Source organism: Pseudomonas turukhanskensis (assembly GCF_027922365.1).
Classification (GTDB): domain Bacteria; phylum Pseudomonadota; class Gammaproteobacteria; order Pseudomonadales; family Pseudomonadaceae; genus Aquipseudomonas; species Aquipseudomonas turukhanskensis.
In genome coordinates this window covers 270,907-295,987 of the sequence record NZ_BSFN01000004.1, presented here as the reverse complement: position 1 = coordinate 295,987, position 25,081 = coordinate 270,907, and the positions used below count along the sequence as shown (strand labels likewise).

Sequence of the window (25,081 nt, the reverse complement as noted above, 5' to 3'; positions counted from 1 at the left end):
GTACCGATGCTAACGAACGCGGGCGAGGAATGGGTGGCCTTCCTCACCGGTGGGGGTAACGCTAGTGGCTGAGCGGATGGTGCTTACGGCTTCCACACAATGGCGGGCATCTTCGATGCCGTACCCGCGCCCTGCGAGGATCTCCTGATAGCTGACCGTGTGGAGGTCGGTAAACCCTTCGGAAAACTCGATCTCCTCACCATTGACGGTAATGGACCGGTAGGTCGGCTTCTTGCCTTTAACCGAGTCAGGCAAATCATTGGCATCGATGGAAAGAAACCAGCGCACTCGCGCTTTCTCATACTCAAGATAACCGGCCGCTTTGTACTGGTTGGTGAAATGAACCACGTTACGCTGCAACTTGCCGAACACGAAATGCAGCATGTCATAGAAGTGCACGCCGATATTGGTTGCGACCCCAAAAGACTTCCGAGGATCGCCCTTCCAGCTTTCCATATACCATTTACCGCGAGAGGTAATGTAGGTCAGCTCTACATCGTATTTATGCTCACTACCCTCATCAGAGACTTTTTTCTTGAGATCGAGAATCGCTTGGTGATGGCGCAATTGCAGAATGTTGTAGACACGCTTGCCCGTTTCTTTTTCCACCAACGCCAGTTCATCGAGGATATCGGCGCTCGGCACCAATGGCTTCTCACAAATCACGTCGCAGCCAACACGCAGCCCCCCAGCGATGTGCGCGTGGTGCAAATAATTTGGTGAACAAACCGCGACATAATCCAACGCCGTCGCGGCGTCTCGTTTCAAGCGCCAGGCATACTCCGAGAAACGCTCGAACTCGGTGAAAAACTCCGTCTGCGGAGAAATGCTATCGATAATGCCGACAGAGTCGTTGATATCGTAAGCGCAGACCAAGTTGTTACCGGTGTCTTTAATAGCGCGCATATGACGAGGGGCGATGTAACCCGCGGCGCCAATCAGGGCAAAACGTTTCAAGGCAGGCTCCAGCAATTAGGCTTTGATAATGTGAGTTTCCGGCGCGCGGTACTTGCCGCGGCTGTCAATAATCAACCGAGCATGTTTGCGTATCAGCTCGTAATCAAACTTGTCATGGTCGGTTGCAAGGATTACCGCATCAAACTTGGCAAGGTTTTCTGCAGACAACACTTCGCTGGACAGATCGAAATGGTGCTCGCGCATAGGCGGAAACACCGGTACGTGAGGGTCGGTGTATGCCACCAGGCAGCCTTTAGCCTCAAGCAGTTCCATGATTTCCACCGACGGCGACTCACGCATATCATCAACGTTCTTTTTATACGCAATGCCCAGCATCAGCACCTTGCTACCTTTCAACGCCTTGCCATCATTGTTCAAGCCATCCATCAACTTACTGACGACGTACTCTGGCATTGCCTGGTTAACTTCACCCGATAGTTCGATAAAACGAGTATGCAAGCCGTATTCGCGAGCCTTCCAGGTCAAATAGAATGGGTCAATGGGAATGCAATGGCCACCCAGACCTGGACCTGGATAATACGCAGTAAATCCAAATGGCTTGGTTGCAGCGGCATCGACCACTTCAAAAATGTCGATACCCATACGGTCTGCAACGATCTTCATCTCGTTGACTAGGCCGATGTTCACTGCACGGTGAATATTCTCCAGAAGCTTGGTCATTTCAGCCGCTTTGGTCGAGCTAACCGACACCACTTTGTCGATTGCCTGCTCATAGAGCGCCACACCAACCTCTAGGCACGCAGGGGTGTGGCCGCCAATTACTTTGGGAATCGTGCGCGTCTCGAAGTTGGGGTTACCTGGATCTTCTCGCTCAGGCGAGTAGACGAGGAAAATGTTTTCCCCAACGCGAAGGCCGGACTCTTGAACGCGCGGCAACAATTCTTCTTCGGTGGTACCCGGATAGGTGGTGCTCTCCAGCGATACGATCTGCCCTTTTCGCAAGAATGGCTTGAGTGCGTCAGTGGTATTGATGACGAAACTCATGTCCGGCTCGCGGTACTTATTCAACGGCGTCGGAACACACAGAATTAGCGCATCACACTCGCTGACTCGACTGAAATCCGTGGTTGCCTCAAAGCCGGTTTCGCGCGCTTTGCTGACACTTTCGACGGAAATATGCTCGATGTAACTCTGCCCTGCGTTCAGCTTATCGACCTTGTTTTTATCGATATCAATGCCTAACACACGAAAACCAATGGCGTTATATCGGAGCATCAGCGGCAGCCCAACATAGCCAAGCCCGACGATACCGATCAGTGCACGCTTGCTGCGGAAGACTTCAACCACCGCGTCTTTCATATCACTCATTTATTAGCTCTCTAGCATTCGCCGGCAGACGGAGAAGCAACGCAATCAGGTTCAAAGGGCAAAACATCCGGCGATGGGCACGTGTTACGCTGGACAGCGAGGTAAAATCCCCCAAGGCCAGGCCTTAGCCTGACGCGCCCAGGAGCGTCACCCCCTTTTCGCCGCTTGCCGCTTGCCGCTTAATGAAAAACCGCGATTCATCCAATGAAATTTCGGCGGCGATTATCGCACATTCAAACAAAACCCTTGGCTCGAGTTTTGCCAAAAATCTTGCTGAAAACAATCGATAGTCGCTTGAATTTCCAGCCAAATTCCAGCGATGACCTATCGCCGAGAGCTGTTGAAAGCCGTAGCGAGACACAAGAGGGAAGCGGTGAGATCAAGGCGCAAGCGCCGACATTGCCGGCAGGAGAGCCAATCGAAGGAGGATGGACAACGTGACGAAGCGAGCCTAGGACTCACTCATCCTCATTAACCCGATCACGCAACTCCTTACCCGGCTTGAAATGCGGAACGAATTTGCCATCCAGGCGGACCGACTGGCCAGTCTTGGGATTGCGCCCTACGCGAGGGGCGCGAAAGTGAAGGGAAAAACTGCCAAAGCCGCGGATCTCGATGCGATCACCCGTGGCGAGCGCTTGAGACATTTGCTCCAGCATGGTTTTTATCGCCAGCTCCACATCCTTGGGAGAAAGAAGCCCTTGATGGGTGACGATGCGTTCGATCAGTTCCGACTTGGTCATGATTTTCCCTTCGTTTTCAAGCGAATAGATCAGCTTGCAAAGGTTTTAGCATGACCAGCGGTCTTTGAACAGCCCCCGGAGTGTTGCAGCTCCTTGAATTCAAAAACAAAAAAGGGCGACCGAAGTCGCCCTTTTTCTTAATGGAAGCTCAGAACTTAGTTCTGGTTTTCCATTTGTGCGCGAATCAGATCACCAATGGTGGTCGGACCAGCAGTTTCAACTTCCTGCTTGCGCATTTCTTTGATGGCTTCTTTCTCGTCTTCAACGTCTTTCGACTTGACCGACAAGCTGATTACGCGGCTCTTACGGTCAACGCTGATGATCTTGGCTTCTACTTCTTCGCCTTCTTTCAGCACGTTGCGGGCGTCTTCAACGCGATCGCGGCTGATTTCGGAGGCTTTCAGTACAGCTTCGATGCCTTCGGCCAGGGTGATTACAGCGCCCTTGGCGTCTACTTCTTTGACGGTGCCGCGAACGATCGCGCCTTTGTCGTTGGTAGCAACGTATTCGGAGAACGGATCGCTTTCCAGTTGCTTGATACCCAGGGAGATACGCTCACGCTCCGGGTCAACCGACAGGATCACGGTGTCCAGCTCGTCGCCTTTCTTGAAGCGGCGTACAGCTTCTTCGCCTACTTCGTTCCAGGAGATGTCGGACAGGTGAACCAGGCCGTCGATGCCGCCATCCAGACCAATGAAGATACCGAAATCGGTGATCGACTTAATGGTGCCGGAGATCTTGTCGCCTTTGTTGAACTGACCCGAGAAATCTTCCCACGGGTTAGTTTTGCACTGCTTGATGCCGAGGGAGATACGACGACGCTCTTCGTCGATGTCCAGAACCATAACTTCCACTTCGTCGCCAACTTGTACGACTTTCGACGGGTGGATGTTCTTGTTGGTCCAGTCCATTTCGGAAACGTGTACCAGACCTTCAACGCCTTCTTCCAGCTCAGCGAAGCAGCCGTAATCGGTCAGGTTGGTAACACGGGCAGTTACGCGAGTGCTCTCTGGGTAACGCGCTTTGATAGCAACCCATGGGTCTTCACCCAGTTGCTTCAGACCCAGGGAAACACGATTGCGCTCGCGATCGTACTTCAGCACTTTTACATCGATCTCATCGCCAACGTTGACGATTTCCGATGGATGCTTGATGCGTTTCCAAGCCATGTCGGTGATGTGCAGCAGGCCGTCCACGCCACCCAGATCGACGAATGCGCCGTAGTCGGTGAGGTTTTTGACGATACCTTTGACTTGCTGGCCTTCTTGCAGGGATTCCAGCAGAGCTTCACGCTCGGCGGAGTTCTCGGCTTCGAGGACGCTGCGACGGGAAACGACAACGTTGTTGCGCTTCTGGTCGAGTTTGATGACCTTGAATTCCAGCTCTTTGCCTTCGAGGTGCGTGGTGTCGCGCACTGGGCGAACGTCAACCAAAGAACCTGGCAGGAACGCACGGATGCCGTTAACGTCGACAGTGAAGCCGCCTTTAACCTTACCGTTGATAACGCCCTTAACCACTTCTTCAGCTGCGAAAGCCGCTTCCAGAACGATCCAGCACTCTGCACGCTTGGCTTTTTCGCGGGACAGCTTGGTTTCACCAAAGCCATCTTCAACCGCGTCCAGCGCAACGTGTACTTCGTCACCGACCTTGATGGTCAGCTCGCCAGCGTCGTTGTAGAACTGCTCGAGCGGGATGACGCCTTCAGACTTCAGACCGGCGTGGACAGTAACCCAGTCACCGTCGATATCAACAACGATACCGGTGATGATGGCGCCCGGCTGCATGTCGAGGGTTTTTAGGCTTTCTTCAAAAAGTTCTGCAAAGCTTTCGCTCATGTTAATTCCTGATTGATCTAGGACGGTTAAACCCGCCCAGCATCCACATTCCAGACAACGTGGGTTTCGTTAGTTTAAAAGCCGGCTGCGGGATTAAGACTGGGTTCCCTGCATACCTGCTTGGTCATCCGGCGAGATCGCGGTTGGCGACTTCGCTCAGAATGCGTTCCAGCACCTGCTCGATCGAGAGTTCGGTGGAATCCAGCTGAATGGCGTCAGCCGCTGGTTTAAGCGGTGCCACCGTACGCTGCGTGTCGCGCTCATCGCGCAGACGAATCTCGTCTAGCAGACTCGCAAGATTAACATCATCACCCTTGGCCTTCAACTGCAAGTACCGGCGTCGAGCGCGCTCCTCCGCACTTGCGGTCAAGAAGATCTTAAGTGGCGCATCGGGAAACACAACGGTACCCATATCGCGACCATCGGCCACAAGCCCTGGCATTTCCTGAAATGCACGCTGGCGCTGCAGCAAAGCATCCCGCACCGCGCCTAGCGCTGCGACCTGCGAAGCGCCGGCGCCGATCTGCTCATTGCGGATGGCGTCAGTCACTTCCTCACCTTCAAGAATGATGCGTTGTGGCTGGCCGTTGGCTGCGGCAACAAACTGAACATCCAGATGAGCGGCCAACAACTTCAACGCTTCTTCGTTAGTCAGGTCCACTCCATGGTTGCGGGCGGCGAATGCCAACAAACGGTAGAGCGCGCCCGAGTCGAGCAAGCTCCAACCCAGTTTTTTGGCCAGCAAGCTGGCGATGGTGCCTTTTCCGGACCCGCTTGGGCCGTCAATAGCGATTACTGGCGCCTGAATGCTCATGACTTACCCTCTTGTGCAACACGGATACCCACTTGCCCGGCCAGACCGAGGAAGTTTGGGAAGGAAGTGGCGACGTTCGCGCAATCGTGGATGCGAATCGGCGCCGTGGCGCGCAGCGACGCCACGCTAAAAGACATGGCAATCCGGTGATCACCATGGCTGTGCACGTCGCCGCCACCCAAGGTGCCGCCGTCAATGATGATACCGTCCGGCGTCGGCTCGACTTTCGCGCCCAACGCCAACAACCCGTCAGCCATTACCTGGATGCGATCAGACTCCTTCACCCGCAGCTCTTCGGCGCCACGCAGAACGGTACGCCCCTCGGCAATCGCAGCCGCCACGAACAATACCGGGAATTCATCAATCGCCAGGGGCACCAGGTCTTCGGGAATATCGATACCCTTGAGCTTGGCCGAACGCACGCGCAGATCAGCTACCGGCTCACCGCCGACTTCGCGCTGGTTTTCCAACGTGATATCAGCGCCCATCAGACGCAGGATATCGATGACACCCGTACGAGTCGGGTTGACGCCGACATGTTCCAGTACCAACTCGGAATCTTCAGCAATCGAACCGGCCACCAGGAAGAATGCTGCAGAAGAGATATCCGCCGGCACTTCGATATGGGCAGCCGTCAGTTTGTGGCCAGACTCAACGGTGACTTTGTTGCCATCGACGGTCACTGGATAGCCGAAGCCACGCAGCATGCGTTCGGTATGGTCGCGGGTCGGCGCTGGCTCGATCACAGTCGTGGAGCCGGCGGCGTAAAGGCCCGCCAGCAACAAGCAGGATTTCACCTGGGCGCTGGCCATCGGCATTTCGTATGCCATGCCACCCAAGCGACGGCCGCCATGAATGGTCATCGGCGGACGCCCTTCGGCGGCAGTATCGATCAACGCGCCCATCTCCCGTAGCGGCTTGGCGACACGATTCATTGGTCGCTTGGACAGCGATGCATCGCCCGTCAGCGTCACATCGAACGGCTGCGCCGCCAGCAGCCCCGCCAGCAAGCGCATCGACGTACCGGAATTGCCGAGGTAGATGGGGCCAGGTGGCGCTTTCAGGCCATGCAACCCCACGCCATGAATAGTCACCCGGCCATGGTGCGGGCCTTCGATGACGACACCCATATCGCGGAACGCCTGCAAGGTCGCTAAAGCATCTTCGCCCTCGAGGAACCCTTCCACCTCAGTGGTACCTTCGGCCAGCGAGCCAAGCATGATCGAGCGGTGGGAGATAGATTTGTCGCCTGGCACACGGATACGGCCGGACAAGCGCCCCCCTGGCTTGGCCAGGAAAATCAGGTCGCTAGTGTTCGCAGCGTCCACATAAGCCCGACGGGCCAGAATTTTGCCGAAATGTTCACGGGCCACCCGGGCACGGGTAAAAACGCCCAGAAGCTGATGCCCGTCTCCAGCATCGACCGCGTCGCGCAGGGCGTCGAGGTCACTGCGGAACGTATCCAGCGTGCGCAAAACGGCTTCGCGGTTGGCGAGAAAGATGTCGTGCCACATCACCGGATCGCTGCCAGCAATCCGCGTAAAATCGCGGAAACCACCGGCGGCGTAGCGGAAGATCTCCAGGTTCTCGCTGCGCTTGGCCAACGAGTCAACCAAACCGAATGCCAGCAAATGCGGCAGATGACTAGTAGCAGCCAGAACCTCGTCATGATGCTCGACGGCCATATGCTCGACGTCTGCACCCAGCGCCCGCCACAGCGCGTCCACCAGCTGCAACGCCGAGGGATCAGTCTCATCCAGCGGCGTGAGAATCACCTTATGGCGTCGGAACAACTCCGCGTTAGAGGCCTCAACTCCACTTTGCTCCGAACCGGCAATGGGGTGGCCTGGCACAAAACGCACTGGCACACCATCAAAGGCCAGGCGCGCCGCGCGCACCACATTGCCTTTGGCACTGCCGACATCGGTAAGCACGGCATCACCAAGATCCAGCTTGGCCAGTTCGCGCAGCAGTTTTTCCATGGCAAGGATAGGAACGGCCAGTTGAATCACGCTGGCGCCCTGACAAGCGGCAGCCAATTCGGCTTCACAGCGGTCTACCACACCCAGTTCTACCGCGAGGCGTCGGGATTCCGGGTCCAGATCGATCCCTACCACCTCCCGGCACAGGCCGCTCTCGCGCACACCCTTGGCAAAAGAACCACCGATCAGGCCGAGCCCCACTACTACCAGGCGTTCGATTATCGGGGTGCGCTGGTGCGCCGCCATGACATCAGCCACTGGCCAGAACCTTGGTCAACGCTTTGAGGAAGCGGGTGTTTTCCGCTTCGGTGCCGATGGTGACACGCAGGAAATTTGGCATGCCGTAGTTGGCCACCGGGCGCACGATCACGCCCTCGCGCAGCAGCCCCTGATACACCGGCAAACCCTCACGCCCCACATCCACGGCAATGAAGTTGCCCTTGGAGTCGATCCAGCTCAGGCCCAGCTCACGGAAACCCTGTTCCAGCTGCTGCATGCCGGCGTCGTTCAAGGCGCGGCTTGCGACCATGTATTCGGTGTCAGCCAGCGCTGCGCAGGCCGCCGCCTGGGCCAGGCTGTTGACGTTGAACGGCTGGCGAACGCGGTTAAGCACATCGGCAATTGCCGGCGATGACAGGCCATAACCTACGCGCAGCGCCGCCAGGCCGTAGGCTTTGGAGAAGGTGCGCGAAACCAGCAGGTTCGGATGGTCAGCGAGAAACTTGAGGCCGTCCGGCAATTCACCGCCGGTGGCGTATTCGATGTAAGCCTCGTCCAGCACAACCAGCGCATGGTCTGGCACCTTGGCGAGAAAACGCGCCAGGGCATCGGCGTAGAACCAGGTGCCGGTGGGGTTGTTCGGGTTGGCGATAAACACCACGCGGGTGTTGTCATCGACAGCGGCCAGCATGGCATCGAGGTCATGCCCCCACGCTTTGGCCGGCACAACCTTGGCCTGCGCGCCGACGGCCTGGGTGGCAATCGGGTAAACGGCAAAGGCGTGCTCGCTGAACACAGCGTTCAGGCCAGGCGCGAGGTAAGCACGGGCGACCAGCTCGAGAATATCGTTGGAGCCGTTACCCAAGGTCACTTGATTGGCTTTTACGCCGCAACGCTCAGCTAGAGCGGCCTTCAGTTCAAAGCCGTTGCCGTCCGGGTAGCGAGTCAGCTCGGCAGCCGCCTGGGCGATGGCAGCCAGCGCTTTCGGGCTTGGGCCCAACGGGTTTTCATTGCTGGCCAGCTTGACGATGCTGGCTGGGTCCAGATTCAACTCGCGCGCCAACTCATCCACCGGCTTGCCAGGGACATAAGGCGAAAGTTTTTGCACGCCCGGCTGAGCCAGGGCGAGGAAATCACTGCTCATGGGTTCTCCTCAGAGAAACTTGGGGGTCACAGCACTGCCTTGGGGTAGGAGCCCAATACTTTCAGTGCGACCGCTTCCTGATTGATCTTTTCCAGCACGTCACGGATCAGCGGATCACGGTGATGGCCGGCGAAGTCGATAAAGAACACGTACGTCCATTTACCGCTGCGCGATGGGCGGGTTTCGATACGGGTCAGGTCGATGCCATTGGCATGGAATGGCACCAACAGCTCGTGCAGAGCGCCTGGCTGGTTGCGCATCGAGGCAATGATCGAGGTCTTGTCGTCACCGGTCGGTGGCACTTCCTGGTTACCGATGATCAAGAAACGCGTCGAGTTATCCGGACGGTCTTCAATCTTCTCGGCCAGTTTGCTCAAGCCGTACAGGCTTGCCGCCATATCGCCGGCAATGGCCGCCGAATTCCACTCGCTTTTCACCCGCTTGGCGGCATCGGCATTGCTGGAAACTGCCACGCGCTCGACGTTCGGGTAATGGGCATCCAACCACTTGCGGCACTGGGCCAGCGACTGGGCGTGGGAGTAGATACGGGTAATGCGGTCGGTCTTGGTGACGTCGCCCACCAGCAGGTGGTGGTGGATGCGCAGCTCAACCTCGCCACAGATCACCATGTCGTGCTCGAAGAAGCTGTCCAGGGTGTTGTTCACCGCGCCTTCAGTGGAGTTTTCCACCGGTACCACGCCGAAATTCACGGCACCGGCGGCCACCTCGCGGAACACTTCGTCAATGGCCGTCATCGGCACCGTAATCACGGCATGGCCGAAATGCTTCATGGCCGCCGCTTGGGTAAAGGTGCCTTCAGGGCCCAGATACGCCACTTTAAGTGGCTGTTCCAAGGCCAGGCAAGACGACATAATTTCGCGGAACAGACGCGCCACTTCCTCGTTCGGCAGCGGGCCCTTGTTCAGCTCCATGATGTGCTTGAGCACCCAGGCCTCACGCTCGGGGCGGTAGAACACCGGCTTCTCACCCTCAGGCAGGGACGCCATCTTCACCCGCGCCACTTCCTGGGCGCAGCTGGCGCGCTCACTGATGAGGTCGAGGATTTTCTTGTCGAGGCTGTCGATCCGCACCCGCAGGGCTTTTAACTCGTGCTCGCTCATCAAGCGTGCTCCTTCTCGAACTCCGCCATGTAGGCCACGAGTGCCTGCACGCCATCCAGACCGACGGCGTTATAAATAGAAGCGCGCATGCCGCCTACCGAGCGGTGGCCCTTGAGGTTGAGCAGGCCGCGCGCATCGGCGCCGGCGAGGAAGGCCTTGTCTAGGCGCTCATCGGCCAGACGGAACGGCACGTTCATCCACGAGCGGGCGTTAACGGCAATCGGGTTGCTGTACAGGCTGCTGGCGTCGATGGCGCCGTACAACAGCTCCTTCTTGGCGCGGTTACGTTGTTCCATGGCCGCCACACCGCCCTGCTCTTTCAGCCACTCGAAGACCAGACCGGACAAGTACCAGGAGAAGGTGGCCGGGGTGTTGTACATCGAGCCGTTATCAGCGGCGACCTTGTAATTGAGCATGGTCGGCGTGCTGGAACGGGCGCGACCGAGCAAGTCTTCACGCACGATCACCACCACCAGGCCGGACGGCCCGATATTTTTCTGCGCGCCGGCGTAGATCAGGCCGAATTTCGACACATCGAGCTCGCGGGACAGAATGTCCGAAGACATATCAACCACCAACGGCACGTCCCCGGTTTCCGGAATCCAATCGAACTGCAGACCGCCGATGGTTTCGTTGCTGGCGTAGTGCACGTAAGCCGCGTCTTTGGTCAGCTGCCACTCGTTCTGGCCGGGAATGGCGAAGTAGTCGTACGGCTTGGCGCTCGCAGCGACGTTCACGTTGCCGTAGCGGCGGGCTTCTTCGATGCTTTTCTTCGACCAGATACCGGTGTCGATATAGTCGGCGGTGCCGTCTTCGGGCAGCAGGTTGAGTGCGATTTCGGCAAATTGCTGGCTCGCGCCGCCTTGCAGAAACAGCACTTTATAGTTCGACGGGATAGCAAGCAGATCGCGCAGGTCCTGCTCGGCCTTCTCAGCGATGGCCACGTAGTCATCGCTGCGGTGGCTCATTTCCATGACCGAAAGGCCTTTGCCGTTCCAGTCCAGGAGTTCAGCCTGGGCACGTTGCAGTACAGCTTCGGGAAGCGCGGCTGGGCCTGCGCAGAAGTTAAAGGCTCGCTTGCTCACGTCAGTCTCTCTCAGTTCACCCACACCGCCGACGAGGCGACGGTGCATGCTGTCATTCGTGCAGGTGTGGGGCGCCTCACCGAAAGTGAAGCGCCCTGCCCGCTTACTCTTCGATTGGTGCGTCGTCAGACACAGCGTCAATGGCATCGTCCAGGTCAGCGCTGTTCAGCTCTGCCTCGCCCGACTCGCCGCCTTCAAACTGTGCTCCTTCCAGCACTTCGCCGTCTTCGCCCAGCACCACTTGGCCTTCAACTTCTGAAGGCTCTTGCACGCGTTCAAGACCTACCAGCGTTTCGTCAGCCGCCAGCTTGATCAGGGTAACGCCCTGGGTGTTACGGCCCGAGCTCGACACTTCGTCTACGCGGGTACGCACCAAGGTGCCCTGGTCGGAGATCAGCATGATTTCCTCGCCGTCCTGCACCTGAATGGCGCCGATCAGCTTGCCGTTACGCTCTTTGGTGATCATGCCGATCACGCCCTGACCGCCGCGACCGCGACGTGGGAACTTGCTCAAGGCAGTGCGCTTGCCGAAGCCGCGCTCGGAGGCGGTAAGAATCTGCGCGCCGGACTCGGGGATCAGCATCGAGATCAGGGTTTGCCCCTTGCCCAGACGCATACCGCGAATACCGCGAGCGCCACGGCCCATCACACGGATGGAGCTTTCAGCAAAGCGGATTACCTTGCCGGAATCATTGAACAGCATGACTTCCTTGGCGCCGTCGGTGATGGCCGCAGCAATCAGGGTGTCGCCTTCTTTCAGCTTGAGGGCAATCAGGCCGCTGGTACGCGGACGGGCAAATTGCGACAGCGGGGTCTTTTTCACGGTACCCATGGCGGTGGCCATGAAGATGTACTCGCCGGTAGGCTCGGCGACCCATTCAGCGGTCTCGCCTTCCACTTCTTCCACTTCAGCCACTTCTTCGGCTTCAACCACTTCGCCTTCGATCACGTCTTCGGCGTCGTCCAGATCTTCGTCGGCACCGGAACGCTTCTGCAGGGCTTCAAGGTCAATCTGCAGCATGGTGGTGATGTACTCACCCTCATCCAGCGGCAGCAGGTTGACCAGCGGACGACCGCGGGCCGCGCGGGACGCTTCCGGAATTTCGTAGGTCTTCAGCCAGTACACCTTGCCCTTGCTGGAGAACAGCAGGAGCGTGGCGTGGCTGTTGGCGACCAGAAGGTGCTCGATGTAGTCCTCATCTTTCACGCCGGTAGCCGACTTGCCTTTACCGCCACGACGCTGCGCCTGGTAGGCCGACAGCGGTTGGGTTTTGGCATAGCCACCGTGGGATATGGTTACCACACGCTCTTCTTCGGTGATCAGGTCACCCAGCGTCAGATCCAGACGGGTGTCGAGAATCTCGGTACGGCGCTTGTCGCCGAATTCGGCTTTCACGCCTTCGAGTTCTTCGCGGATCACTTCCATCAGGCGCGTGGCGCTGGTGAGGATGCGGATCAGCTCGCCGATCTGCTCCAGAATTTCCTTGTACTCGGCCAGCAGTTTTTCGTGCTCAAGGCCGGTCAGGCGATGCAGACGCAAGTCCAGAATGGCCTGTGCCTGCTCTGGCGACAGGTAGTACATGCCATCGCGCAGACCGTATTGCGGGTCGAGGTCCTGCGGGCGGCACGAATCGGCGCCAGCGGCTTCGACCATGCCTTGCACGGCGCTGGATTCCCAGGCGCGCGACACCAGAGCTTCCTTGGCTTCCGCAGAGCTTGGCGAAGCCTTGATTACGGCGATAACCGGGTCGATGTTGGACAGCGCAACCGCCTGACCTTCAAGGATATGGCCACGTTCGCGGGCTTTGCGCAGCAGGTACACAGTGCGACGGGTCACTACTTCACGACGGTGAAGAATGAACGCTTCAAGCAAATCCTTGAGGTTCAGAATCTTCGGCTGGCCGTCGATCAGCGCCACCACGTTGATACCGAACACGCTTTGCAGCTGAGTCTGGGCGTAGAGGTTGTTGAGGATCACCTCTGGCACTTCACCGCGGCGCAGTTCGATCACGATGCGCATACCGTCCTTGTCGGACTCGTCACGCAGCTCGGTAATGCCTTCGAGCTTCTTCTCTTTCACCAGCTCAGCGATCTTTTCGATCACGCGGGCTTTGTTGAGCTGGTACGGCAGCTCGGTGATGACGATCTGCTGGCGGCCACCGACCTTGTCGATGTCTTCGAAGATGGCGCGGGCGCGAATCTGGATGCGGCCACGGCCGGTGCGGTAGGCCTCGATGATGCCGGCGCGACCATTGATGATCGCTGCAGTCGGAAAATCCGGCCCCGGAATGTAGTGCATCAGGTCGTCGATCGACAGCTCGGGGTTGTCGATCAGCGCCAGGCAGCCGTCGATAACCTCGGTGAGGTTGTGCGGCGGAATGTTGGTCGCCATGCCCACGGCAATACCGCTGGAACCGTTGACCAGCAGGTTGGGGATCTTGGTCGGCATGACCGCCGGGATGATTTCGGTGCCGTCGTAGTTGGGCACCCAGTCGACGGTTTCTTTGTCCAGGTCAGCCAGAAGCTCGTGGGCCAGCTTGGTCATGCGCACTTCGGTGTATCGCATGGCAGCAGCGTTGTCGCCGTCTACCGAACCGAAGTTGCCTTGGCCGTCCACCAGCAGGTAACGCAGGGAGAAAGGCTGCGCCATGCGCACGATGGTGTCGTACACCGCAGTATCACCGTGGGGGTGGTACTTACCGATTACGTCACCGACCACACGGGCGGATTTCTTGTAAGCCTTGTTCCAGTCGTTACCCAGCTCGCTCATCGCGTAGAGCACGCGGCGGTGCACGGGCTTGAGGCCGTCACGTGCATCGGGCAAGGCGCGCCCTACGATTACGCTCATTGCGTAGTCGAGGTAGGACTGTTTGAGCTCGTCTTCGATATTGACCGGGAGGATTTCTTTGGCCAGTTCGCCCATGAGAAGCCTGGTTCCTTTTTCTGGTGAAACTCCGCTCATTCATCCTGAATGCTACGAAGCTCGCCGTCGCGGCCTTGGGGCCAGCAACGACTCATGACAAATCAACGAGTTATGGCATGGATCTGCGCAATTTGGGTGGCCATGGCAGGCCCCCTTGAAAACTGACGGAGAGTACCACACCCAATGCCCCGAACCTATCCCCGCAGAGCACGCCACGCGTCAGGCAACGCCATTTAAATGACATCACCTGAGCGCCTGGAACCACTATTAAAAGAAGGAGTTAGTGCAGACGCTTGCGGCACATCAGCAGGGCCATCTTGGCTTTATCAGGGCGCTCGACCACGCCCTTCTCGGTCACGATGAAATCGATCAAGTCGGCCGGGGTCACATCGAACACCGGATTCACCGCATCCACGTCCGCAGCGACCCGCTTGCCCGCCAATTCCAACAATTCACTGCCAGCACGTTCCTCAATGGGAATGTCGTCGCCGCTTTCCAGGTTCATGTCGATGGTCGAACTCGGCGCCACCACCATAAAGCGCACGCCGTGGTGCATGGCGTTGACGGCCAGCTGGTAGGTGCCAATCTTGTTGGCCACATCGCCATTGGCGGTGATGCGGTCGGCGCCGACGATGACCCAGGTAATGCCCTTGGTTTTCATCAGATGGGCCGCTGCCGAGTCGGCATTCAAACTGACGGGAATGCCTTCATTCAGCAGCTCCCAGGCCGTCAGCCGCGAGCCTTGCAGCCAGGGCCTGGTTTCATCGGCATACACGCGCTCAACCAGGCCATCCAGGTAAGCCGCGCGAATAACCCCCAGCGCCGTACCGAAACCGCCGGTGGCCAGGGCGCCGGTGTTGCAGTGGGTCAGCAGGGTTTGCAGGTTGCCCTGGTGGCGACGGATCAGGTCGACACCCAGCTGCGCCATGGTCAGGTTGGCTTCGCGGTCGCTCTCGTGAATGGCCTCGGCCTCGGCATTCATGATCGCCAACGCATCGTCGCTGTCCTTGAGGCGATACAAACGCTCGCGCATACGGTTCAACGCCCAGAACAGGTTGACCGCCGTGGGGCGCGAGTTGTTGAGAACCTCAAAGTCCTCTTCCAGCGCCATCTGCCAGTCATCCCCCTCGGCCAGACGCGCCCGCACGCCCAGGGCCAGGCCATAGGCTGCGGCAATACCAATGGCCGGCGCACCGCGCACCACCATGTCCTTGATCGCCTGCGCCACAGCTGCCGCCGAGTCGTAACGCACCCAGGTTTCCTCAAAAGGCAGCGCGCGCTGATCCAGCAGGTACAGCGCGCCATCCCGCCAATCGATGGCCTTGACCTTCTCTGCCGCCAACAATTGCTCGCGCATGACCATCCTCGTACTCAGAAGCGAAAAGCCGCGGATTATAGCGAGCCCCTGACTTGAGCGCTCGGGTATACTTCGCCAGCGCAAAAACCTGTCCAGGCGACCCCTTCTCAACCTGGTGCAGGCGACACACTACATTGATGTAAGTCCTGTCTTTATAAACTACGGATACCGCCATGCCCAACGCCGCCGCCCCGCTCGACCTGCTGCTCCTGCCCACCTGGCTGGTGCCCGTCGAGCCCGCCGGCGTGGTGTTGCAGGAACATGGGCTGGGCATCCGCGACGGCCGTATCGCCCTGATTGCCCCGCGCGCCGAGGCACTGCGCCACCCGGCCACCGAGGTGCGCGAGCTGCCGGGCATGCTGCTGACTCCAGGCTTGGTCAACGCCCACGGCCATGCCGCCATGAGCCTGTTTCGTGGCATGGCAGACGACAAAGCGCTGATGAACTGGCTGCAAGACCATATCTGGCCCGCCGAGGCCAAGTGGGTGGATGAAGCCTTTATTCATGACGGCACCGAGCTGGCGATTGCCGAGCAGTTGCAGGGCGGCATCACCTGTTTTTCCGATATGTACTTTTTCCCGGAAGTCTCCAGCCAACTGGTGCACACCAGCGGCATTCGCGCGCAGATCACCATTCCGGTGCTGGACTTCCCGATTCCCGGCGCCCGTGACGCCGATGAGGCGCTGCGCAAGGGCCTGAGCCTGTTCGACGACCTGCGCCTGCACCCGCGTATCAAGGTGGCCTTCGGCCCGCACGCACCCTACACCGTCAGCGACGACAAGCTGGAAAACATCCGCATGCTCGCCGAAGAGCTGGACGCCGGCATTCAGATGCACGTGCACGAAACCGCCTTCGAAGTGCAGCAAAGCCTGGAGCAGCGCGGCGAACGCCCGATGGCGCGTCTGGCGCGCCTGGACCTGCTGGGCCCGCGCTTCCAGGCGGTGCACATGACGCAAATCAACGATGAAGATTTACAGCTCTTGGTAGAAAGCAACGCCAGCGTCATCCACTGCCCGGAGTCCAACCTCAAGCTCGCCAGCGGCTTCTGCCCGGTGGAGCGTTTGTGGCAAGCCGGCGTCAATGTCGCCATCGGCACCGACGGTGCTGCCAGCAACAACGACATCGACCTGCTGGGGGAAACCCGCACCGCTGCCCTGCTGGCCAAGGCCGTGGCGGGTTCGGCCACCGCACTGGATGTGCACCGCGCCCTGCGCATGGCCACGCTCAATGGCGCCCGCGCGCTGGGTCTGGACGATGAAATCGGCTCGCTGGAATTGGGTAAAGCCGCCGACATCGTGGCATTTGACCTCACCGAGCTGGCGCAACAACCGGTGTACGATCCAGTGTCGCAACTGATTTATGCGAGTAATCGCAACAGCGTCAAACATGTATGGGTCGGCGGTAAGCAGTTGCTCGACAACCGCCGTCTGACCCGCATGGACGAAGAAAAACTGCACGCCAGCACCATCGCCTGGGGCCAGAAAATCGCCACCAGCCGCAGCTGAAAGCCGCAGGCCGCCACCAGAATTCGATTCGAGGAAACCCGTATGAGCAACGTCGACCACGCCGAAATCGCCAAATTCTCAGCCCTGGCCCACCGCTGGTGGGACCGTGAAAGCGAGTTCAAACCCCTGCACGACATCAACCCGCTGCGCGTCAACTGGATTGACGAGCGCGTGAAGTTGGCCGGCAAGAAAGTGCTCGACGTCGGTTGCGGCGGCGGCATTCTCAGCGAAGCCATGGCCCAGCGTGGCGCCACCGTTACCGGCATCGACATGGGCGAAGCGCCATTGGCGGTGGCGCAATTGCACCAGCTCGAATCCGGCGTGCAGGTGGAATACCGCCAGTGCACCGCCGAAGCCCTGGCCGAAGAAATGCCCGAGCAGTTCGATGTGGTCACTTGCCTGGAAATGCTCGAACACGTGCCAGACCCGGCCTCTGTGATTCGCGCCTGCTACGCCATGGTCAAACCCGGCGGCCAGGTGTTCTTCTCCACCATCAACCGCAACCCCAAGGCCTATCTGTTCGCCATTGTCGGCGCCGAATACCTGATGCGCTTGCTGCCACGCGGCACCCACGACTTCAAGAAATTCATCCGTCCCTCCGAGCTGGGCGCCTGGAGCCGCGCGGCGGGTCTGGAAGTCAAAGACATCATCGGCCTGACCTACAACCCGCTGACCAAGCATTACAAACTGGCCAACGATGTAGACGTCAATTACATGATCCAGACCCTGAAGGAAGCCTGATGCGCCTGCGAGCCGTTCTTTTCGATATGGATGGCACCCTGCTCGACAGCGCGCCGGACTTTATCGCCATTGCCCAAGCCATGCGCGCCGCCCACGGGCTGGCGCCGATGGCCGACAAGGACATCCGTGACCACGTTTCCGGTGGCGCCCGCGCCATGGTGCTGCGTGCGTTCGATGTCGATCCGATGTCCGAGCAGTTCGAGGCCTTGCGCCTGGAATTTCTCGCCCGCTATCAAGACCACTGCGCGGTGTTCACCAAGCCGTTCGACGGCATCCCCGAGCTTCTAGCCGATATCGAACACGCCAAGCTGATCTGGGGCGTGGTCACCAACAAGCCAGTGCGTTACGCCGCGCCGATCATGGAGCAACTGGGCCTGGCCGAGCGTTCAGCCATCCTTATCTGCCCGGACCACGTGACCAACAGTAAACCCGATCCCGAGCCGTTGCTGCTGGCCTGCTCGCGCCTGGGCCTGGACCCTGCAAGCGTGTTGTATGTGGGCGACGATCTGCGTGACATCGAATCCGGTCGCGCCGCCGGCACCAAGACCGCTGCCGTGACCTACGGCTATATCCACCCCGACGACAACCCCACGCACTGGGGTGCTGACGTGGTGGTCGATCACCCGCACGAACTGCGCGCCGTGCTCGACCGCGCGCTGTGCAGATGCTGACCGTTTACTTTAAAGAGAGATCTGTGATGTTCGACTACTCCGCCCGCCCCGACCTGCTCAAGGGCCGTACCATTCTGGTGACCGGCGCCGGCCGTGGGATTGGCGCCGCCGCCGCGAAAACCTACGCCGCCCATGGCGCCACCGTGCTGTTGCTGGGCAAGACCGAGAGCAACCTGAGCGCGGTCTATGACGAAATCGAAGCGGCCGGCCACCCGCAGCCGGTGGTGATCCCGTTCAACCTGGAAACCGCCCTGGCGCACCAGTACGACGAACTGGCGGTGATGATCGAAAACGAGTTCGGCCATATTGACGGCGTGCTGCACAACGCCTCAATCATCGGCCCGCGTACACCACTGGAACAGCTGTCGGGCGACAACTTCATGCGCGTGATGCAAGTAAACGTGAACGCCATGTTTATGCTCACCGCCACCCTGCTGCCGCTGCTCAAGCTGGCGCCCGATGCCTCGGTGGTATTTACCTCCAGCAGTGTTGGCCGCAAAGGTCGTGCGTACTGGGGCGCGTATGGTGTTTCCAAGTTCGCCACCGAAGGCCTGATGCAAACCCTGGCCGATGAAGTGGCCGACATCACCAATGTGCGCGCCAACAGCATCAACCCCGGCGCCACCCGCACCGACATGCGCGCCCACGCCTACCCCGGCGAAAACCCGCTGAACAACCCGCTGCCCGCCGAGATCATGCCGGTGTATCTGTACCTGATGGGGCCCGATAGCCAGGGCGTCAATGGGCAGGCGTTCGACGCGCAGTAACGCCTGCGCAGCGTAGGGCGAATACCGCGATCGGCGGTATCCGCCGTTGCGAATGATGCCGGCCGGATGGCGGATACCGCTTCGCCGTATTCGCCCTACGTACTTCCTGACAAGATTTTGGCGATCCCCCTCTGCCGCCAACCGGCAATTTGCCATCGCTCGCCAAACAACCGGCAAAACAGCGGCAAATGTTTGCCGCTTACACTGTATCAACGCTGATAACTAGCTGATTTAACTAGATAAAAAACACGAATGTGACACCTGGCACACTATTCGCAAAAGGGAAGCTGTCGCCGCATTCCGCGCTCGAGGTTTCCCGGTATGGTCCCCCCAAGCAAAACCAACACAATCGATTTTGATGCCGCCAAGCTGCAGCGTCTGGGCTTCGCCAGCAATCGCACGCAGTCGCTGCGCCCGGTGTCGCTGGCGCAATTGCGGCAGAAGCTGAACCTGCAATTGCAGACCAGCCTGGAAGTCGAGCGCATCCTCGATATCTTCTTCCGCGAAGTGCAGCGCCTGGTGCCCTTGCATGCCCTGGCTTACCAGCACCCCTCCAGCGACCTGCGCCTGGAACTTGGCGTACGGGCCACCCATTCGGCCGGCTACCGCCTGAACCACGACGGCGAATACCTGGGCGAACTGATTTTCCGCCGCAATATGCGTTTTTCCGAGGAAGAGCTGACCCAGCTGGAATCGCTGCTGGCCTGCATGCTCTTCCCGCTGCGCAACGCCCTGCTCTACCGCAAGGCCGTGCAGTGCGCCCTGCGTGACCCACTGACCGACACCGGCAACCGCATCGCCATGGACCAGGCCTTGCAGCGCGAAGTCGATCTGGCGCGGCGTAACCTGCAACCGCTGTCGGTGCTGATGCTGGATGTGGACCACTTCAAGAACATCAACGACACCTACGGCCACAGCACTGGCGACGAAGTGCTGCGCGCCATGGCCGATACCCTTAAAGCTCAGCTGCGCAATATCGATATGATTTTCCGCTTCGGCGGCGAAGAGTTTCTGGTGCTGCTCTCAAACACCAACCGCGAAGGCGCGGCCATGGTCGGTGAGCGCCTGCGCTTCGCCGTGCAGGAGCTGCAGTGCACCGCGCAAAGCCAACATGTAGACGTATCGGTAAGCCTGGGCTGCGCCTGCCTGCTGCCAGGCGAATCGGTCGACAGCCTGCTGCGCCGTGCCGATAGCGCGCTGTATGTGGCCAAACGCGACGGCCGCAACCGCCTGACCATGGCTGGTTAAACGCCAGCGCGAAATGCCGACGACAAAAAAGGCCAGTCAAATGACTGGCCTTTTTTATGGCTTCGAATGTCCACCGTTAAACGAATCGATGGGGTTCGCCGCGCTTGCCTGCGCGGCCCGCCCCATCCTACGGTTTACTACTCCTCGGGCGCCTCTTCCGGCATCTCTTCTGGAGCTTCTTCATCCAGTGCACCCGCGTCCGGTGCCTCTTCATCCGGCACATAACCTTCAGGCTGCTCATCACCACCCGCGCCACCCAGGCCGCCGGCCTTGGACATCACCAGCATCACGAACTCTTCCACCGACATTTTCTGGTCGTTGAAGGTCACTTCGTTATTGGCGTAGTGCAGGCTCGATTCCAGCTTGTCGCCTTTCAAGGCCACCATCTCGGTAGCCAGGGCCATGCCGCTGCCCATTTCGGTGAACATGGCAGCCTGGTCGTCGATGGCCTTCTGGTCGGTTTCGCCGGCAATGGCCGCTTGTACGCGCACGCCGTCACCAATCACGGCCTTGTCTACCGACAGCTTGGCATCCAGTTGGCCAATCAGTTGCTGGGCCAATTCAGGTGGCGGCAGCTCGAAGTTTTCGGGCTTGTTGAAGTCCAGCGCCAGGCTGAACAGCGCTTCGCCGTGCGCGGTTTTGACGCTGAATTTTTCCAGGGCCACGTGCGGTTTACCGGCGAGCAACTGGCCGATATCGGCCTTGAGCTTCTCTTCTTCGGCTGGGCTGAAGTCCAGCTTCGGCATGTCCTGGCCCAAGGCTTGGGCCTGCTGGGCGGGGGCCAGTTTGTTTTTGTACACGTCTACCAACGCCTGGGTGGCGGCTGCGTCGAAATCCTTGATGCGCCACAGCATCTGCATGCCGGCAATGTCTTTGCCGGCAAAGCTGACCTGGCCGATATCGTAGGAAATATGGCCGCCCAGCTTGCCGGCGGCTTCTTCGAAGGTGCCGCTCTGGGCAATGTTCTTGATCAGCACGGGCGGTTTGTCGGCAATCTTGAATTCGGCGCTGGCCAGCTTGACGCTGCTGTCACCGAGATAGAACTGACCGCTGCCCAGCTTCTGATCGCTTTCGAGGCTCAGGTCCTTGAACTCGAACTTGACGGCTTGGCCATTGTCGTCGGTGCCGTTCAGTACCAGGCTGTCCATGCCGCCGTCGATGGCGACTTTTTCAGCGTGGGCGCTGGCCTTCACGTTCAGCTTGAGGCCGGAAAATTTGACGTTCTGGCCTTCGGCCGGAGCGAAGTCCAACGGCAGCAGTTCGACGGTGCCGGTGGTGGAGTTGTCGTAGCCCAGGCTCACCTGCCCGAACAGCGGCGACTGGCCCTTGGCCGCGTCGAACCACTTCTGCGTCAGCTCGTTGGGTTCCAGGGCGTAGTTGCTGGTGGCCAGCACCGGCCACAGGTTGAGTTTGGCAAGGCGCGAGGCCGGCAAGGGACCATGCTGGATATTGTCCACCAGCAACACTTCCAGATGGCGGGCTTCGCCTTCGGAGGAAGGCATATCCAGGGTCAAGCGGTAGTGCGCGGTGCTGGTGAACAGGTGGCTGTCCAGCGACAGCAGTTCCAGCTTGCTGGTGATGCCGGTGCCCAACAGAGCATCGGTGCTTTTCTGATTGGCTTCGACGATGGCGTTGTTCAATACGCCCGGCAGCTGTGTGCCGGTGTACCACGCGCCTGCTGCGCTGATCACGCCAATGGCAACCACTACGCCTACCGCTAATGCTGCTTTTTTCATGAGTCGACTCAACGAATGTCCGTGTTTATGTAGTGCCTTCCTGGCAGACAACCTTCGCGCATGGTGCGCGGCACAGCGAAAGCGGCCGCGATAGTAGCACTGCCGCTCTTGCTCGCGCTGTGTCGCTTATCGCTGTTCTACGATTTTCACTGTAGGCGTGGTCGGGTCGGTTTTCACCCAATCGCTCAGCAAGCTGTAAGCCACAGCCAACAGGGTTGGGCCGAGGAACAACCCCATAAAACCAAACGCCAGCAAGCCACCGAATACCCCGAGCAGCACCACCACCAACGGCAGATTACCGCCGCGGCTGATCAGGTACGGTTTGAGCACGTTGTCCACGCCGCTGACAATAAAGGTGCCCCAGACGCCGAGGAAAATGGCATAGCCATACTCGCCCTTCCAGGCCAGCCAGGCCGTGGCGGGAATCCACACCAGCGGCGGCCCCATGGGAATCAGGCTGAATACGAAGGTGAGCATGCCAAGCAGAATCGCCCCCGGCACACCGGCAATCCAGAAGCCGATCAGCGCCAGCACGGCTTGTGCCGCCGCCGTGCCGATCACGCCGTTGACCACCCGTTGCACGGTGCCGGCGATAAGGTGCAGATAGTAATCGGCGCGTTCGCCGATCAGCCGATGCAAGCCTTTGCGCACCAGGTCGGCCAGGGCCGGCCCGTCGCGATAAAAGAAAAACACCAGCACCAGGCTCAGCGTCAGCTCCAACATGCCGCCGCCGATCTTGGCGCTGCGCGCCAGCAGAAAGTTGCCCACTTCGCCCAGGTAGGGTTTTACGCTGGCAAACACCGCAGCGCCCTGCTGGTCGATGGTCATCCACCAGCCCACCAGACGCTCGCCCACCAACGGCACACCGCCCAGCCACTCGGGCGGCGCGGGCAAGCCTTGCACTTGCAGGTCTTTGACCAGGTTGACGGCATCGCGCACATGGTGCGACAGGTTAAAGCCCAGCCATACCAGCGGAATAACCACCAAAAACATCCAGCCTGCGGTCAGAATGCCAGCGGCCAGCGACGTGCGCCCGCCCAGCCAGCGAGTCAGCAACGGCATCAGCGGCCAACTGGCGAAGGCCAGCACGGCGCCCCAGAACAAGGCGGAGAAGAACGGCGCCAACACCCAGAGTGCCGAACCTAGAAGAGCAAGCAGCAGAATCTGGACCAGCAAGCGGTCATTATTAGGCATCTGGATTTCCGAATCAGTTTGGGACGATCTTCTGGGCGTCGGTCATGCTGCGTTGAAATCAGGTCAACAATTCTCACGTACCGCAGTACGTTGCGCGTGTTGACGTAATTTCGCCTTGCCTGACTCTAGCCCAAAAGCGCTCGAGGAAACTTAGGGTCGCAGCAGCTTAAAGGATAGGCCGTCTGTTTGCGCTGAATCGATTTCCATCCGTGCCGCCCTTACCCGCTGGGCCACCAAAGCGTCGCGCCACGCTTGAGCGTATTTGCCCGCCAGGCTAACGCGTAAGGTGCTGTCCTGATTGAGCGTGCGCCCCAGCAGTTCGGCCCAAGCGGCCAAAGGCTCGCCATCAAGGCTGGCGAAATTCAGTTCACCGGTATTGCGCAGTTGGCGCAGCAAGGTGGCGGGCCCGGGCAGCAAGTCGCCGAGAGCGGCCTGGTTATCGAGTTGCTCCACATGCAAATACGCACGGCGGTTGCCGCGGGTAATGCTGTACAGCGCCACCAGCGTGTTTTGCTGGGGCTCGGCCAGGCGCAGCAGCAGATAAGCTTGCTGGTCTTCGGCGCCTAGCAGCTTGGCGTTACCGAACACCGAGTTGGCCCACAGGCTCGCGGAGCCGCATTCACGGCTCTCGCACCAATAAAGCAGCTCGGCGCCCTGCGCCTGCAACGCATCACGGGCGGCGTTAAAGGCTTGGCCGGAGGTGTGTTCAGGCGGCAATTCGTAAGTCACCGAGCGCATGCGCCCCTGGCTGTCGACTTGCCGCTCATAGCGCAAGGTGCCGCTGATTCGGCGGATGGAGCCCAGCGGGTAAATGCGTTCCTGAACGGCTACATCGCGAAAATCCACAATCTCGGCGCGGGGAAAACGCGGCAGTATTTCCAGATCCTGGCTACCGGGCAGATCGGCAGCACTGGCAGTAGTTGCCAGAGAACTCGCTAATAAAACAGGCGCCAACAGGCTAAGCAGTCGCATCAATTCTTCTCGTTAAACCGCATGTCATTTGATCAGCATGCTTTGGGCGGACTTCACCACCTTGTCAGGCGTGCCCATGGTCGTGGCCGGCACATTCAACCCGCGCTGTACGGCAGGCCGCTCACCCACTGCCGCCAACCAGCGTTGCAGGTGCTCAAGCCCCTCTACCGAAACGCCGGCCCATTCGTGGCGCAATACCCAAGGATAGGTGGCGATATCGGCAATGCTGTAGGCGCCCGCCAGGTATTCATGGCGGCCCAGTTGCCCGTCCAGCACTTCGTATAGCCGGCGGGTTTCGTGTTGGTAGCGGTCAATGGCGCCTTGCAGTTTTTCCGGAAAGTAGCGGAAAAACACATTGGCCTGGCCCTGCATCGGGCCAACGCCGCCCATTTGGAACATCAGCCACTGCATGACAGTGGAGCGGCCTTTGACATCCTGCGGCAGCAATTGCCCGGTCTTTTCGGCGAGGTAAACCAGAATGGCACCCGACTCGAACACCGCGAAGTCATCATTGCTGCGGTCCACGATAGCCGGGATGCGGCCATTGGGATTGATGGCGAGAAACTCGGGGGTTTTCTGCTCTTTCTTGTCGAAGCTGAGGATATGGGTCTGGTAGGTCAGCCCAAGCTCTTCGAGGGCGATGGAAGCTTTGTGGCCATTGGGCGTAGCAGCCGTGTAGAGATCGATCATGGCAATTCCCTGTCAGCCAAGCGGAAGCTGCCCAGCCTCCGCAGTTGG

At 59.3% G+C, this 25,081-nt stretch carries 20 protein-coding genes; 5 read left to right on the top strand and 15 right to left on the bottom strand.

The window, feature by feature from the left end:
* Positions 1–9: 9 nt before the first annotated feature.
* The 11 genes from wbpB to mtnA all read right to left on the bottom strand — a co-directional run bounded on the left by wbpB (position 10) and on the right by mtnA (position 15,509).
* Positions 10–957 carry a UDP-N-acetyl-2-amino-2-deoxy-D-glucuronate oxidase gene (gene wbpB, locus PKE98_RS09985; RefSeq protein ID WP_271195126.1) on the bottom strand — a complete coding sequence of 316 codons (948 nt, stop codon included), beginning with the start codon at positions 955–957 and terminating at the stop codon, positions 10–12.
* A 15-nt stretch (positions 958–972) separates the two neighbouring features.
* Positions 973–2,277, bottom strand: coding sequence for a UDP-N-acetyl-D-glucosamine 6-dehydrogenase (gene wbpA, locus PKE98_RS09980; protein ID WP_373877839.1), 1,305 nt, complete (start codon positions 2,275–2,277; stop codon positions 973–975).
* 467 nt (positions 2,278–2,744) lie between these two features.
* Positions 2,745–3,029, bottom strand: a complete 285-nt coding sequence (gene ihfB, locus PKE98_RS09975) for an integration host factor subunit beta (protein WP_108098123.1) — start codon at positions 3,027–3,029, stop codon at positions 2,745–2,747.
* A 155-nt stretch (positions 3,030–3,184) separates the two neighbouring features.
* Complete coding sequence (gene rpsA / locus PKE98_RS09970; RefSeq protein WP_108098129.1) at positions 3,185–4,864, bottom strand: 30S ribosomal protein S1; 1,680 nt, start codon at positions 4,862–4,864, stop codon at positions 3,185–3,187.
* Between the two features lie 124 nt (positions 4,865–4,988).
* Complete coding sequence (gene cmk / locus PKE98_RS09965) at positions 4,989–5,678, bottom strand: (d)CMP kinase (protein ID WP_271195124.1); 690 nt, start codon at positions 5,676–5,678, stop codon at positions 4,989–4,991.
* Positions 5,675–7,882, bottom strand: a complete 2,208-nt coding sequence (locus PKE98_RS09960; RefSeq protein WP_271195219.1) for a bifunctional prephenate dehydrogenase/3-phosphoshikimate 1-carboxyvinyltransferase — start codon at positions 7,880–7,882, stop codon at positions 5,675–5,677. Before PKE98_RS09960 ends, cmk begins: the two co-directional genes overlap by 4 nt.
* Before the next feature lie 28 nt (positions 7,883–7,910).
* Positions 7,911–9,023, bottom strand: a complete 1,113-nt coding sequence (gene hisC, locus PKE98_RS09955; RefSeq protein ID WP_271195123.1) for a histidinol-phosphate transaminase — start codon at positions 9,021–9,023, stop codon at positions 7,911–7,913.
* A 26-nt stretch (positions 9,024–9,049) separates the two neighbouring features.
* Positions 9,050–10,144, bottom strand: coding sequence for a prephenate dehydratase (gene pheA / locus PKE98_RS09950; RefSeq protein WP_373877833.1), 1,095 nt, complete (start codon positions 10,142–10,144; stop codon positions 9,050–9,052).
* On the bottom strand, positions 10,144–11,229 hold the full coding sequence (gene serC, locus PKE98_RS09945) for a 3-phosphoserine/phosphohydroxythreonine transaminase (RefSeq protein ID WP_271195218.1): 1,086 nt from the start codon (positions 11,227–11,229) through the stop codon (positions 10,144–10,146). Before serC ends, pheA begins: the two co-directional genes overlap by 1 nt.
* A gap of 103 nt (positions 11,230–11,332) precedes the next feature.
* Positions 11,333–14,152 (bottom strand): DNA gyrase subunit A, encoded by a 2,820-nt coding sequence (gene gyrA, locus PKE98_RS09940; RefSeq protein ID WP_271195121.1) that lies wholly within the window; start codon positions 14,150–14,152, stop codon positions 11,333–11,335.
* Between the two features lie 280 nt (positions 14,153–14,432).
* The gene (gene mtnA / locus PKE98_RS09935; protein WP_271195120.1) at positions 14,433–15,509 is read right to left on the bottom strand and encodes an S-methyl-5-thioribose-1-phosphate isomerase; all 1,077 of its coding nucleotides are present in this window, start codon (positions 15,507–15,509) and stop codon (positions 14,433–14,435) included.
* A gap of 173 nt (positions 15,510–15,682) precedes the next feature.
* Between mtnA and PKE98_RS09930 the strand changes: the two genes are divergently transcribed.
* From PKE98_RS09930 to PKE98_RS09910, 5 genes are all read left to right on the top strand, one after another.
* Positions 15,683–17,014 carry a TRZ/ATZ family hydrolase gene (locus tag PKE98_RS09930; protein ID WP_271195119.1) on the top strand — a complete coding sequence of 444 codons (1,332 nt, stop codon included), beginning with the start codon at positions 15,683–15,685 and terminating at the stop codon, positions 17,012–17,014.
* A 42-nt stretch (positions 17,015–17,056) separates the two neighbouring features.
* The gene (gene ubiG, locus PKE98_RS09925; protein WP_271195118.1) at positions 17,057–17,755 is read left to right on the top strand and encodes a bifunctional 2-polyprenyl-6-hydroxyphenol methylase/3-demethylubiquinol 3-O-methyltransferase UbiG; all 699 of its coding nucleotides are present in this window, start codon (positions 17,057–17,059) and stop codon (positions 17,753–17,755) included.
* Positions 17,755–18,426: an N-acetylmuramic acid 6-phosphate phosphatase MupP gene (mupP, locus tag PKE98_RS09920; RefSeq protein ID WP_271195117.1), complete on the top strand. Its 672-nt coding sequence runs from the start codon at positions 17,755–17,757 to the stop codon at positions 18,424–18,426. Before ubiG ends, mupP begins: the two co-directional genes overlap by 1 nt.
* A 26-nt stretch (positions 18,427–18,452) precedes the next feature.
* A complete protein-coding gene (locus PKE98_RS09915; protein ID WP_271195116.1) occupies positions 18,453–19,193 on the top strand; it encodes a YciK family oxidoreductase in 741 nt (246 codons plus the stop codon).
* Positions 19,194–19,514: 321 nt separating this feature from the next.
* On the top strand, positions 19,515–20,441 hold the full coding sequence (locus PKE98_RS09910) for a GGDEF domain-containing protein (RefSeq protein WP_271195115.1): 927 nt from the start codon (positions 19,515–19,517) through the stop codon (positions 20,439–20,441).
* Between the two features lie 137 nt (positions 20,442–20,578).
* Here the strand turns inward: PKE98_RS09910 and PKE98_RS09905 are convergent, their stop codons facing one another.
* The 4 genes from PKE98_RS09905 to PKE98_RS09890 all read right to left on the bottom strand — a co-directional run bounded on the left by PKE98_RS09905 (position 20,579) and on the right by PKE98_RS09890 (position 25,033).
* Entirely contained in the window at positions 20,579–22,177 is a 1,599-nt protein-coding gene (locus PKE98_RS09905; protein ID WP_271195114.1) for a YdgA family protein, read from the bottom strand.
* A gap of 126 nt (positions 22,178–22,303) precedes the next feature.
* Positions 22,304–23,371 carry an AI-2E family transporter gene (locus PKE98_RS09900; protein ID WP_271195113.1) on the bottom strand — a complete coding sequence of 356 codons (1,068 nt, stop codon included), beginning with the start codon at positions 23,369–23,371 and terminating at the stop codon, positions 22,304–22,306.
* A gap of 150 nt (positions 23,372–23,521) precedes the next feature.
* Positions 23,522–24,343, bottom strand: coding sequence for a DUF4892 domain-containing protein (locus PKE98_RS09895; RefSeq protein WP_271195112.1), 822 nt, complete (start codon positions 24,341–24,343; stop codon positions 23,522–23,524).
* 24 nt (positions 24,344–24,367) lie between these two features.
* Positions 24,368–25,033, bottom strand: a complete 666-nt coding sequence (locus PKE98_RS09890) for a glutathione S-transferase family protein (RefSeq protein WP_271195111.1) — start codon at positions 25,031–25,033, stop codon at positions 24,368–24,370.
* Between the last annotated feature and the right edge of the window lie 48 nt (positions 25,034–25,081).

Excerpts from the sequence above, each read along its gene's own strand:
- wbpA (WP_373877839.1), bottom strand. The coding sequence starts at position 2,277 with ATGAAAGACGCGGTGGTTGAAGTCTTCCGCAGCAAGCGTGCACTGATC.
- ihfB (WP_108098123.1), bottom strand. The coding sequence starts at position 3,029 with ATGACCAAGTCGGAACTGATCGAACGCATCGTCACCCATCAAGGGCTT.
- rpsA (WP_108098129.1), bottom strand. The coding sequence starts at position 4,864 with ATGAGCGAAAGCTTTGCAGAACTTTTTGAAGAAAGCCTAAAAACCCTC.
- cmk (WP_271195124.1), bottom strand. The coding sequence starts at position 5,678 with ATGAGCATTCAGGCGCCAGTAATCGCTATTGACGGCCCAAGCGGGTCC.
- hisC (WP_271195123.1), bottom strand. The coding sequence starts at position 9,023 with ATGAGCAGTGATTTCCTCGCCCTGGCTCAGCCGGGCGTGCAAAAACTT.
- pheA (WP_373877833.1), bottom strand. The coding sequence starts at position 10,144 with ATGAGCGAGCACGAGTTAAAAGCCCTGCGGGTGCGGATCGACAGCCTC.
- gyrA (WP_271195121.1), bottom strand. The coding sequence starts at position 14,152 with ATGGGCGAACTGGCCAAAGAAATCCTCCCGGTCAATATCGAAGACGAG.
- mtnA (WP_271195120.1), bottom strand. The coding sequence starts at position 15,509 with ATGCGCGAGCAATTGTTGGCGGCAGAGAAGGTCAAGGCCATCGATTGG.
- PKE98_RS09930 (WP_271195119.1), top strand. The coding sequence starts at position 15,683 with ATGCCCAACGCCGCCGCCCCGCTCGACCTGCTGCTCCTGCCCACCTGG.
- ubiG (WP_271195118.1), top strand. The coding sequence starts at position 17,057 with ATGAGCAACGTCGACCACGCCGAAATCGCCAAATTCTCAGCCCTGGCC.
- mupP (WP_271195117.1), top strand. The coding sequence starts at position 17,755 with ATGCGCCTGCGAGCCGTTCTTTTCGATATGGATGGCACCCTGCTCGAC.
- PKE98_RS09915 (WP_271195116.1), top strand. The coding sequence starts at position 18,453 with ATGTTCGACTACTCCGCCCGCCCCGACCTGCTCAAGGGCCGTACCATT.
- PKE98_RS09910 (WP_271195115.1), top strand. The coding sequence starts at position 19,515 with ATGGTCCCCCCAAGCAAAACCAACACAATCGATTTTGATGCCGCCAAG.
- PKE98_RS09905 (WP_271195114.1), bottom strand. The coding sequence starts at position 22,177 with ATGAAAAAAGCAGCATTAGCGGTAGGCGTAGTGGTTGCCATTGGCGTG.
- PKE98_RS09900 (WP_271195113.1), bottom strand. The coding sequence starts at position 23,371 with ATGCCTAATAATGACCGCTTGCTGGTCCAGATTCTGCTGCTTGCTCTT.
- PKE98_RS09895 (WP_271195112.1), bottom strand. The coding sequence starts at position 24,343 with ATGCGACTGCTTAGCCTGTTGGCGCCTGTTTTATTAGCGAGTTCTCTG.
- PKE98_RS09890 (WP_271195111.1), bottom strand. The coding sequence starts at position 25,033 with ATGATCGATCTCTACACGGCTGCTACGCCCAATGGCCACAAAGCTTCC.